This is a genomic window from Kitasatospora sp. NPDC101183, from assembly GCF_044767945.1.
In the GTDB taxonomy this organism is placed as follows: domain Bacteria; phylum Actinomycetota; class Actinomycetes; order Streptomycetales; family Streptomycetaceae; genus Kitasatospora.
Genome location: NZ_JBIWOW010000029.1, coordinates 93,753 through 104,788 on the forward strand (window position 1 = coordinate 93,753; position 11,036 = coordinate 104,788).

8 protein-coding genes are annotated in these 11,036 nt (G+C 72.4%); 5 read left to right on the forward strand and 3 right to left on the reverse strand.

Annotated elements, in window-relative coordinates:
• Nucleotides 1-205: 205 nt before the first annotated feature.
• Nucleotides 206-946, reverse strand: a complete 741-nt coding sequence (locus ACIRRS_RS31865) for a DUF1707 domain-containing protein (protein WP_402978216.1) — start codon at nt 944-946, stop codon at nt 206-208.
• A gap of 206 nt (nt 947-1,152) precedes the next feature.
• On the opposite strand from ACIRRS_RS31865, the gene ACIRRS_RS31870 reads away from it, so the two are divergent.
• On the forward strand, nt 1,153-2,820 hold the full coding sequence (locus ACIRRS_RS31870) for a fumarate hydratase (protein ID WP_402978181.1): 1,668 nt from the start codon (nt 1,153-1,155) through the stop codon (nt 2,818-2,820).
• Nucleotides 2,821-2,893: 73 nt separating this feature from the next.
• Here the strand turns inward: ACIRRS_RS31870 and ACIRRS_RS31875 are convergent, their stop codons facing one another.
• Nucleotides 2,894-3,652 (reverse strand): GntR family transcriptional regulator, encoded by a 759-nt coding sequence (locus tag ACIRRS_RS31875; protein ID WP_402978184.1) that lies wholly within the window; start codon nt 3,650-3,652, stop codon nt 2,894-2,896.
• Nucleotides 3,653-3,792: 140 nt separating this feature from the next.
• Between ACIRRS_RS31875 and ACIRRS_RS31880 the strand changes: the two genes are divergently transcribed.
• Complete coding sequence (locus ACIRRS_RS31880) at nt 3,793-4,020, forward strand: hypothetical protein (RefSeq protein WP_402978187.1); 228 nt, start codon at nt 3,793-3,795, stop codon at nt 4,018-4,020.
• 235 nt (nt 4,021-4,255) lie between these two features.
• Here ACIRRS_RS31880 and ACIRRS_RS31885 read toward each other — a convergent pair whose 3' ends face one another.
• Nucleotides 4,256-4,531 carry a hypothetical protein gene (locus ACIRRS_RS31885; RefSeq protein WP_402978190.1) on the reverse strand — a complete coding sequence of 92 codons (276 nt, stop codon included), beginning with the start codon at nt 4,529-4,531 and terminating at the stop codon, nt 4,256-4,258.
• Nucleotides 4,532-4,746: 215 nt separating this feature from the next.
• Here ACIRRS_RS31885 and ACIRRS_RS31890 point away from each other — a divergent pair, with 215 nt between their 5' ends.
• The 3 genes from ACIRRS_RS31890 to ACIRRS_RS31900 all read left to right on the forward strand — a co-directional run bounded on the left by ACIRRS_RS31890 (nt 4,747) and on the right by ACIRRS_RS31900 (nt 10,939).
• Nucleotides 4,747-7,710 (forward strand): AfsR/SARP family transcriptional regulator, encoded by a 2,964-nt coding sequence (locus tag ACIRRS_RS31890; RefSeq protein ID WP_402978193.1) that lies wholly within the window; start codon nt 4,747-4,749, stop codon nt 7,708-7,710.
• A gap of 417 nt (nt 7,711-8,127) precedes the next feature.
• The gene (locus tag ACIRRS_RS31895) at nt 8,128-8,883 is read left to right on the forward strand and encodes a methyltransferase domain-containing protein (RefSeq protein WP_402978196.1); all 756 of its coding nucleotides are present in this window, start codon (nt 8,128-8,130) and stop codon (nt 8,881-8,883) included.
• A gap of 112 nt (nt 8,884-8,995) precedes the next feature.
• Nucleotides 8,996-10,939: a SpoIIE family protein phosphatase gene (locus tag ACIRRS_RS31900; RefSeq protein ID WP_402978199.1), complete on the forward strand. Its 1,944-nt coding sequence runs from the start codon at nt 8,996-8,998 to the stop codon at nt 10,937-10,939.
• Nucleotides 10,940-11,036 lie beyond the last annotated feature (97 nt).

An 11,036-nucleotide genomic window follows, 5' to 3' on the forward strand; every position in this document is an offset into this window, starting at 1 on the left:
GAGCCCCCGCTGTCCAGCACCGAACCGGCCGCTGGGCCGCCTCCGGTGCACAGCCGTACAAGAAGCGATGTGCGGGATGACCTACCCCGATCAACCTCGATTCATGCACACTGCACGCAATCGGCTACGGAGTGCACCGAACGCAACGGCGGGCGTCCGACCGGGAGTTGATCCCCGCCCCGACGCCCGCCTCCGGCAACGCCCGCTACTCGGAGCCGAGTTGCTTGCGCACCCACTCCTTGACCTTCTTGCCCCGGCGCGGCTTCGCGTCACAACCGCCGAACACCGCAATGCCCTTGACCCGGACCACCGGCGCGTACGGGTCCGCCGCGGTCTGCTCCTTGACGTCGAAGCCGCCGAAGATGCCGACCCCGCTGCCGTGCAGGCTGACGTTCTCCGGCACCCGGATCTCGCAGCCGCCGAAGATCACCGTCACCTCGATCTCCACCTCGGGCGACTCGAACACGGCGTCCGTGAGGTCGATCTCCACCCCGCCGAAGGCCGCGAACGCCTTCAGGTGCGAGCCCACCCGCCAGCGGCCCCGGCGCGCGGCCCCGCCGAACACCGCCACCATCGACGGCGCCTCCTGGCGCGCGGGCGGCAGTTGCGGGGCGGCGGGGGCCGGCGCGGGGCGCGGGGCGTCCAGCGGCGGCTTCTCGAAGGAGAGCGGGCGGTGGGCGGGGAGGTCCCGGGTGAGCGGGACGAGTTCGCCGAAGGTCTTGGCGGAGTACGCGGCCTCGATCCGCTCCGCGTGCTCCTCCGCGTCCAGGCGGCCCTCGGCGTACGCGTCGCGCAGCAGCTCGGCGACACGCTCGCGGTCGGCGTCCGAGACGCGCATGTCCGCCTGCGCGACGGGGGCGTGCGACGGCGGCCCGGGGGCCGGCTCGGGTCGGCGCACGGGCTGCGGCTCGGGCCTGAACTCAGGCCTGGTTTCGGGCTTGTTCATCGATACGGGCGCCGGCACCGGCGGCTGCCCCGGGTCGTCCTGCGGCGGCGAGTTGTCCACGGGGCCAGCCTAGTGGGTCGCACTCCAGCACGAGTGAGGCCGGTCACGCCCGGTGCCCCGTCCGCGAACCCGCCGGGGCCGGGTCCTACCCTGGATGGTGCTTCGCCGACGCAGCCGGATCACCTGGACACCTAAGGACCGCCCCCATGGCTCCCACGCCAGACTTCGAGTACAGCGACCTCCTCCCCCTGGGCGCTGACCCGACCCCGTACCGCAAGCTCACCTCCGAAGGCGTCTCCACCTTCGAGGCCGGCGGCCGCACCTTCCTCCAGGTCGAGCCCGAGGCGCTGCGCCTGCTCACCGCCGAGGCGATGCACGACATCTCGCACTACCTGCGCCCCGCCCACCTCGCCCAGCTGCGCCGCATCCTGGACGACCCGGAGGCCAGCCCCAACGACCGCTTCGTGGCGCTCGACCTGCTGAAGAACGTCAACATCTCCGCCGGCGGCATCCTGCCGATGTGCCAGGACACCGGCACGGCGATCGTCATGGGCAAGCGCGGCCAGAACGTGCTGACCTCCGGCGCCGACGAGTCCGCCATCGCGCGCGGCGTGTACGACGCCTACACCAAGCTGAACCTGCGCTACTCCCAGATGGCCCCCGTGACCATGTGGGACGAGAAGAACACCGGCAACAACCTCCCGGCGCAGATCGAGCTGTACGCCACCGACGGCGACGCGTACAAGTTCCTCTTCATGGCCAAGGGCGGCGGCTCCGCCAACAAGTCGTACCTGTACCAGGAGACGAAGGCCATCCTGAACGAGGCCAGCATGCTCTCGTTCCTGGAGCAGAAGATCCGCTCGCTGGGCACCGCGGCCTGCCCGCCGTACCACCTGGCCATCGTGATCGGCGGCACCAGCGCCGAGTTCGCGCTCAAGACCGCCAAGTACGCCTCGGCGCACTACCTGGACAACCTGCCGACCGAGGGCAACGCGAAGACCGGCCACGGCTTCCGGGACCTGGAGCTGGAGGCCAAGGTCACCGAGCTGACCCAGAAGATCGGCATCGGCGCCCAGTTCGGCGGCAAGTACTTCTGCCACGACGTGCGCGTCGTCCGCCTGCCGCGCCACGGCGCCTCGCTGCCCGTCGCGATGGCCGTCTCCTGCTCGGCCGACCGCCAGGCGCTCGGCAAGATCACCGCCGAGGGCGTGTTCCTGGAGCAGCTGGAGACCGACCCGGCGAAGTACCTGCCGGAGACCACCGACGAACACCTCGACGACGACGTGGTGCGCGTCGACCTCAACCAGCCGATGTCGGCGATCCGCGCCGAGCTGTCCAAGTACCCGGTCAAGACCCGGCTCTCGCTCACCGGCACGCTGGTCGTCGCCCGGGACATCGCCCACGCCAAGATCAAGGAGCGCCTGGACGCCGGCGAGGGCATGCCCAAGTACCTCCAGGACCACCCGGTCTACTACGCGGGCCCGGCCAAGACCCCCGAGGGCTTCGCCTCCGGCTCCTTCGGCCCCACCACGGCCGGCCGGATGGACTCCTACGTCGACCAGTTCCAGGCCGCCGGCGGCTCCATGGTCATGCTCGCCAAGGGCAACCGCAGCAAGCAGGTCACCGACGCCTGCGCCGCCCACGGCGGCTTCTACCTCGGCTCCATCGGCGGCCCGGCCGCCCGCCTCGCCCAGGACTGCATCAAGAAGGTCGAGGTCCTGGAGTACGCCGAGCTGGGCATGGAGGCCGTCTGGCGCATCGAGGTCGAGGACTTCCCGGCCTTCATCGTCGTCGACGACAAGGGCAACGACTTCTTCCGCGAGACCACCGAGGGCCCGCTGATCACCAGCCTCCGCGTGCGCTCCAAGGAGTAGCCCCGCACCACTGCGCACTCCGCTCGCCCCGGCCGCCCCGCGCGGCCGGGGCGGTCTCCGTTCCCGGCGCGGCTCAGGCGTCGAAGTCGTACTCCAGGACGTAGGAGGCGGCGTCGAGGATCATCTCGTTGAGTTCGACGACCTGCCCCTCGTCGGCGAAGGCGGTGCGGCAGATGAGGATCACCGGGGTGCCCGCGCTCAGGTCGAGGCGGGAGGACTCCTCGGCGCTGGGCATCCGGGAGCGGACCTCCTCGCGGAAGTGGACGGGCTTCGCGCCGATCTCCGCGAGCCGGGCGTAGGTGCCGCCGGGGCCGGTGTCCTCGCGGGTGATGGCCGTCCCGGCGACGAGCAGGGCGGGCAGGTACGAGGTGGAGAGCAGCACCGGCTTGCCGTCCAGGACGAAGCGCCGGTGGCGTACGCACATCGGCGCCCCCGGGTCCACGCCCAGCACCCGGGCCACGTGCTCGGGCGCGCCCTGCTCGGTGACGGACACCTGGTCGACCACCAGGGTGCGGTTGTCGATGTCCGCCGACCATATGGACCGGCCCGACCCCCACTGCCCCTGCGCCAGCCGCTGGATGCCGCGCCGCCGCAGCGGCCGGAAGTCCCGGACGAACACCCCGGCCCCGCGGCGCGCCTCCGCGATGCCCTCGCTCTGCAGGACGCCGAGCGCCTGGCGGGCGGTCATCCGGGCCACGCCGTACTCGTCCATGAGGTCGTTCTCGCCGGGCAGGCGGTCGCCCGCACGGTAGCGGCCGGCGTCGATGGCCGCCTTGAGGGAGTCGGCGATCCGCTGGTACTTGGGCTGTTTCTCGCCACTGCTTCCGGTCATCGCCGCTCCCTCTGCCACGGATGAATCGTAGGCGCGCCCGCGGCTGCCGGTAAGGAGATACGACAACCGTTGACATCTCTAGAGATATTAGCTTCTCTAGAGATGCTGGCCAGTCGCCCACCACAGCGAGGAGCAGTGCGGTGAACATCCGGCAGCGCAGCGCCCCGGCCTACCGGCCCCGGGCCGGCGAACTCGTCCTCGACCGCAGAACCGGTCGCACCGGCATCTACATGGACACCCTCGGCGGCGAGCACTACCTCCGCCCCCAGGGCGGCGGCCGCGAATGGACCGCCGAACCCGACCACGTCTCCCCGGCCGCCACGGATCCCGAACCCCACGATTCAGCCGAATGCGATCAGGTCTCGTAATTACGACGAAATCCAGGCGAAAGCTGCATTTCGGGCTTTACCGCCCCCTGGGGTGAATCCGCAATTCCGGAAGACCCCCCGCGCACCGCCGGGCACGTTACGGATATCGGCGGTCACCTTGCGTGCACTACGGGCGCGAATCGGCCACCCGGTCAACCGGGCCGCCGAATTGACCGCCCGAAACGCACGCCGCCCCCGCGTCCGAAGCGGTCGCGGGGGCGGTGGGACAACCGGCTTACGGGTGGCCGGCGATGAGGTCCTGGGGGCCGTACGGCTTGCCCGGCTCATCGGTGGCCTGCTCGACTATGTGGTCGACCTCGTCACCGAACTCGCCGTTCTCGAGCGCCGCCTTCTGCTCGGCGGTCGGCGGGGTGTACCCGGCGGGGTTCGAGGTCGCGGCCACCGCGCCCTCGACGGTCTTGACCGCTTCCGCGGCCGCGGCCGGGACAGCGGCCGTCGTCCCGTTGTGGGGCGCCGTCGGTGCCGGGGTCTCGGTCTGGTCGTTGGCCATTGGGCGGCCGCCTTTCGGTCATCAATTGTGTCCTGCCCGACCTGCTTGGCGCGGGCGCGCGGACAGTATCGTAGGGTTGATTAAATGTCCGATAAACATCGCCCGGCTTGCGGTGCCGATCGATCAAGTCGGACGCCCGCCTAGGCTGAGGCACCACGGCGGGACCGCCGAACGCCCTCCGCAGAATCGACACCACAGGCCATCGGGGGACTTTCATGGATTTTCGGGAGACGCCGCCGTCCCCTGCGCTGCGCTTCCAAGTCCTGGGCCCGGTTCAAGCCTGGCTGGAGGGCAGGGAGCTCTCCCTCGGACCGCCCCAGCAGCAAGCCGTTCTGACCACCCTTCTGCTGCACGGCGGTCGCCCGGTCACCACGCAGGACCTGGTCGACGGCCTCTGGGGCGACCGGCCGCCGACCCAGGCGGTGGCCGCGCTCCGCACGTACGTCTCCCGCCTGCGCGCCGTCATCGAACCCAGCCGGGAGATCCGCAAGCCCGCCGAACTACTGGTCTCCGTGGCGGACGGCTACGCGCTGCGCGTCCCCGGCCCCGCCCTCGACCTGACGGTGTTCGAAGGGCTCACCACCCAGGCCACCGCCGCCCGCGTCTCGGGCGACAAGCACGAGGCGTACCGGCTGCTGGCCCAGGCCCTGGACATGTTCAGCGGCCGCCCGCTCACGGGCGTCCCCGGGCCTTACGCGGACGCCCAGCGGCTGCGACTGGCCGAGCGTCAGGTGACCGCCTCCGAGGAACTCTGCTCCACCGCCCTGGAGATCGGCCTCCACTCCGAGATCGTCGGCGAGCTCAACAACCTGACGGCGGAGCACCCGCTGCGGGAGCGGCCCCGCGAACTCCTGATGCTGGCGCTCTACCGCTGCGGGCGCCAGGCCGAGGCGCTGGGCGTCTACACCGACACCCGCAAGCTCCTGATCGAGGAGCTCGGGGTGGAGCCGGGCGCCGGCCTGTCCACGATGCACAACCGCATCCTCGCCGCGGACCCGACGCTGGTCCTGTCGGCCGCGGACGACGCCGCACCGCGCGAGGAGGGCCCGTCCACCCCTCCGGCACCGGCCCAACTCCCCGCCGACATCTCGGACTTCGCCGGGCGCTCCAACCTGGTGGACGACCTCTCCGAGATCCTGATGAGCGCCACCGGCCAGGCCGTCGTGGTGACCTCGCTGGCCGGGATCGGCGGTGTCGGCAAGACGACCCTGGCGGTGCACGTCGCCCACCGGGTGCGGTCCGTGTTCCCGGACGGCCAGCTCTACGTCGACCTGCGCGGCGCCGGTGCCTCGCCCGCCGACCCGGTGGCCGTGCTGGGCGACTTCCTGCACGCCCTCGGTGTCGCCGAGACCCCCGACTCGCTCGAACAGCGCTCCGCCCTCTACCGCTCGCTGCTCGCCAACCGGCGGATGCTCATCCTGCTCGACAACGCCCACGACGCCGAGCAGATCCGCCCGCTCATCCCCGGGGTCTCCGGCTCGGCCGTCCTCGCCACCAGCCGGTCCCGGCTCGCGGGGATCCCCGGGGCGCAGCTCTTCGACGTCGAGGAGCTCACCTCCGACGAGGCCCTGGCGCTGTTCTCGGCCATCGTCGGCGAGAGCCGGGTCAAGGCCGAGCCCGAAGCGGCGATGACCGTCGTCACCGCCTGCGGCTTCCTGCCGCTGGCCGTGCGCATCGCCGCCGCCCGGCTGGCCAGCCGCCCCCGCTGGAGCGTCTCGGACCTGGCCAGACGGTTAGCCGATCAGCGGCGACGCCTGGACGAGCTCCAGCTCGGCAACCTCGCGGTGGAGACCACCATCGGGCTCGGCTACGGACAGCTCTCCGAAGCGGAGGCCCGCGCCTTTCGGTTTCTCGCGCTGATCGACGCCCCGGACATCCCGCTCTCCGCCGCCGCCGCGCTGCTCGGGACGGACGACCTCACCGCCGAGGACCTCGCCGAGGCGCTGGTCGAGGCGAACATGCTGGAGTGCTTCTCCCCCGGCCGCTACCGGTACCACGACCTGCTCCGGCTCTACGCGCAGCGCAAGAACGAGCGGATCGGCGACACCGAGGCCCAGGCGGAGGCCGTCCACCGGCTCTTCGACCTGCTGGTCCCCACCATGCGCAACGCCGCCCAGGCCATCGAGCCGAACGGAACGCTGCCGGAGCTGATGACCACACCCGTCTCCTCGGGAATCCCCCTCGCGACCAGCGGCTCCGCGCGGGACTGGCTCCGCACCGAGGGCTCCCTGCTGCTGAGCTCCGTGGAGACGGCCGCGCGCGGTTCCGGTTCCCTGCACCGCCGCGCCATCGACCTGCTGAACCTCATGTTCAGCATCGACCCGGACCCGACCCGCGGCCCCCGGGGCAGCCGTGTCCTGGAGAGCATCAACCGCGACGCGGAGAGCCGCGGAGACTCGGTCGTCCTCGCCCGGGCGTATTTCGCCCTCGGCACCCTCCAGTCCGTCACCGGCGACTTCCCCGGCGCCGAACGGTCGTTGCGCCGCAGCCTCGACCACCAGGCGACGGACGACCCGGCCCTGATCCGGCTGGCCACGGCCAACACCCTGGGCATCATCCTGAGCATCGGGAACCGCCCGACCGAGGCCCTGCCGTTCCTCGAACAGGCGCTCGCCATCAACCGGCGGGTCGGCACGCCGATCGGCGGAGCCCGGCTGATCGCCAACATCGCGCGCGTCCAGCACCGGCTCGGCATGACCGAGACGGCGGTCAAGTCCGCCAGCGACGGCGTCGCCGCCGCCCGGGAGTCCAGGAACGGCCCGGTGCTCGCCCAGACGCTCTACCAGCTCGGGGTCATCCTCCCCGGCGCCGAGGCGGTCCCCCACCTCCAAGAGGCCCACGCGCTCTACCAGTCCCAGCAGAACCCGCTGTGGGAGGGCTACACCCTCGCCCGTCTCGCCTCCGCGCTGCTCGCGTCCGAGTTGTACGCCGAGGCGGCCGAGGCGGCCGACACCTCCCTGGCCATCGGCCAGGAGATCGACTCCGCCTACTGCCAGGGCCTCGCCAACGCCGCGCTCGGCGAAGCACTGCTGGCCCTCGCCCAGCCGGCCCGAGGACTCGCGTGCCTCTCGGAGGCCCACGCGATCTTCACGCGGCTCGGTGTGCCTGAGGCCTCCCCCGTGGCGGACCTCATCACCCGGCAGCACACCGAGCCTCCCTCATCTCCCCCCGCGCCGTGAGGCCTCCGTCCCCCGACGGAGCACCTCCCCCGATTCGCGTGTCGGCGCTCCCGCAGCCCCCCGGCTGCGGGAGCGCCCTCAACGCTTCCCCGGCGCTGACATCACTGTGCACCTCGCCGATTGACGTTCGATAAACGTCCTATTGTCAGCCTGCGGACCGCATATTTCCGCAGGTCAGCAACGCCACCCCGGCGCGCCATCCGGCGCGCGTGGTCCGGCGCACCACCCTGGCCGCAACCGTGTGCTTCCGCAAGCCCGCCCACATCCGTCCAAGCATGACGAGTTGGCCGGAAAGGGACCCCATGGCGCAGTGATCACGCATATTCTCGGATGCCAGTGCACACACGAGTGTCTGTCGGCAACACCCCGGCGGGGCCGGTGCGGGCGGAGGCCACGGGTGGAAGGGTGCCTCTCATCGTGACGACCGGACGGATATCCGACGCGTTCCCCGTCGACGAGGGCGAGGGCGCCGACCAGCGCGACCGCCGGGCCGCACGGGCCCTGCAGGCCGCCGAATTCGACTCGATCGGCGCCGGATACGGCGAGGCCTTCCCCGCGAAGGACGGCCAACTGGCCTGCGGGCGGCGTCTCCTGGAGGAGCTGGAGCCCGGCGCCCGCGTCCTGGACGTCGGCTGCGGCAGCGGGGACCCGACGGTCCGGCAGCTGACGGCCGGCGGGCTGCGGGTCACCGGTGTGGACCTCTCGGACGGGATGCTGGAGCTGGCCCGTACGGCGGGGCACCCGGGCGAGCACCCGCCCGCATTCCATCGGATCGACCTCTACGATCTGGCCACCGAGCGGGCCGCCGACGCCTGGAACGCCCCCGCCCTCGGCCCGGCGGGCGCCGGCTCCTTCGCCGCCGTCACCGCCTTCTTCTCGCTCATCATGCTGCCGCAGGACGACATCCCGACCGTCCTGACCAGGCTGCGGACCCTGCTGCGGCCGGGCGGACTGCTGGCCCTCGGCACGGTCGAGACCGACTTGGATCACGTTCCGCTTCCGTTCCTTGGCAGAGAGCTGCGGATCAGTGGTTATCTGAGGGAGGATTTGGAGCGGGTTCTGGTCGCCGCGGGTTTCACCGTCGAGGAGTGCTCGGGGCACCCGTACGCTCCGGCCAGTACCGCGCTGCCGCCGGAGGAACAGCTGTTCCTGTGCTGTCGGCGCGTCGGCTGACCACGGCCGACCCACGGCGGCCGGTGGCGGACGGCAGCCGGGAGCAGCACCTCAGCAGGGACGAGCACCACCGAACGACCCATCGACCACACCGATTCCAGGACAGGCAGCCGTGCGCGACCAGCTCAAGACCGAGGCGGGGCAGCCGCCCGCCGTCCCGGGCCCGCGTCGTCGTCCCCCGGCACCGGCGACGCCGGACGCCGAAGCACCCGGCCCCGAGGAACGCGGCACCGAGGAACGCGGCACCGGGGAACCCCGCGCCGGGAAGCCCCTCGCCGCCACGCCCGGCGTCGGGAACCTGCGGCCCGAGCCGGCCCGCGCCGAGGTGGCGGACCGCCTCGCCTACCTCGACTCCGCCACCCGCCGGATCAACACCGCCCTCGACCTGGCCGCGACCCTGCGCAACATCGGCCGGGTGCTGGTGCCGACCCTCGCCGACGCCGCCGTGATCCACCTGCGCGACCCGCTGCCCAACGTCGAGCGCGAGCCCGGCTTCCCGGAGGAGCTGCGCATCCACCACAGCGCCGGCACCCGGATCGGCCGCCGCGGCCGGCGCAACAGCCCGGACGACCGCAACCGCCACCGGTACGGCTCCCGCTCCTCCGCCGACGCCGGCCCCGCCACCCCGGTCACCCGCGGCGGCGCCCTCGCCCACGCCCTGCTGAGCCGCCGCCCCGCCGAGGCCGCCGTCCTCGGAAGCCCCGGCTCCGAGCGCACCGCCGCCCTGCTGCGCGAGCTGTACGGCACCCGGGGCCCGGCCCGGCTGGCGCCCGGCACCTCGGTGATCGCCCTGCCGCTGCGCGGCCGCAAGGCCGTCCTCGGGCTGCTGGTGCTGATACGCCGGCCCCCTGAACGCACCGGCCGTCCGGCGTTCGACGCCGCCGACACCGCGACGGCCGCCCTGCTGGCGACCCAGGCCGGGCTGGCCGTGGACACCGCGCTGCGGTACGCCCGCGAGTGGGAGATCGCCAACGAACTCCAGCGCAGCATGCTGCCGTTGCGCCTGCCGCAGCCGCACGGCGTCCGCCTCGCCCAGCGGTACCTGCCCGGGGAGCGCGGCGCGCAGGTCGGCGGGGACTGGTACGACGCCGTCCCGCTGCCCGGCAACCGCGTCGCCCTGATCGTCGGCGACGTGATGGGCCACTCGCTCACCTCGGCCGCCATCATGGGCCAACTGCGCACCAGCGCCCAGACGTTGGCCGCCCTCGACCTTCCGCCGCACGAGGTGCTCTACCACCTGGACGAGCAGGCGCAGCGGCTCGGCCGCGAGCAGCACCTGGCGACCTGCGTGTACGCGGTGTACGACCCGATCGCCAACCGGCTGGTGCTGGCCAACGCCGGTCACGTCCCGCCGGTGCTCGTACGGCCGGACGGCACGGCCGAGTTGGTGGAGCTGGACTCCGGGGCCCCGATCGGGGTCGGCGGGGTGGACTTCAACTCGGTGGAGCTGGCCGCCCCGCCCGGCTCGGCGCTGCTGCTGTTCACCGACGGCCTGGTGGAGACCCGCAGTCGCCCGCTCGGCGAGGGCCTGGAGCTGCTGCGCGCCAGGATCGAGAGCGCCCGCTGGCGCTCCCCCGAGCAGTTGTGCCAGGAGGCCCTGCGCATCCTGCCGCCCGGCGACCGGGGCGACGACATCGCGCTGCTGGGCGCCTGCTTCGACGGCATCCCGGCGGGGGACGTCGCGCACTGGTACCTGCAGCCGCGCAACGAGACCCCCGGGCGGGCCCGCCGGCTGGCCGCGCACACGCTGCGCCGCTGGGGGCTGGACGAGCTGAGCGAGGCCACCGAGCTGATGGTCAGCGAGCTGGTGACCAACGCCGTCCAGCACGCGACCCGCCCCGTCACCCTGAGCCTGGTGCGCACCACCCGGCTGCGCTGCGAGGTCGGGGACGACAGCCCGCTGCTGCCGCGCCCGCGCCGCACCGGCCCGGAGGACGAACGCGGGCGCGGGCTGCAGATAGTGGCCCGGTGCGCGGAGCGCTGGGGTGCGACCAGGCTGGGCACGGGCAAGGTGGTCTGGTTCGAACAGCGGCTGCCGCTGCCGAACCAGACCTAGACCCAATGCCGGTGACTTTGGTGCCTGAGCCTCGTTGGTTGTGGTGTGGCGAGGGTGGGGCAGGTCAAGGCGCCTGCGGGTGAGCGGTTGTCGGACC

Excerpts from the sequence above, each read along its gene's own strand:
- ACIRRS_RS31865 (WP_402978216.1), bottom strand. The coding sequence starts at position 946 with ATGAACAAGCCCGAAACCAGGCCTGAGTTCAGGCCCGAGCCGCAGCCC.
- ACIRRS_RS31890 (WP_402978193.1), top strand. The coding sequence starts at position 4,747 with ATGGATTTTCGGGAGACGCCGCCGTCCCCTGCGCTGCGCTTCCAAGTC.
- ACIRRS_RS31875 (WP_402978184.1), bottom strand. The coding sequence starts at position 3,652 with ATGACCGGAAGCAGTGGCGAGAAACAGCCCAAGTACCAGCGGATCGCC.
- ACIRRS_RS31885 (WP_402978190.1), bottom strand. The coding sequence starts at position 4,531 with ATGGCCAACGACCAGACCGAGACCCCGGCACCGACGGCGCCCCACAAC.
- ACIRRS_RS31870 (WP_402978181.1), top strand. The coding sequence starts at position 1,153 with ATGGCTCCCACGCCAGACTTCGAGTACAGCGACCTCCTCCCCCTGGGC.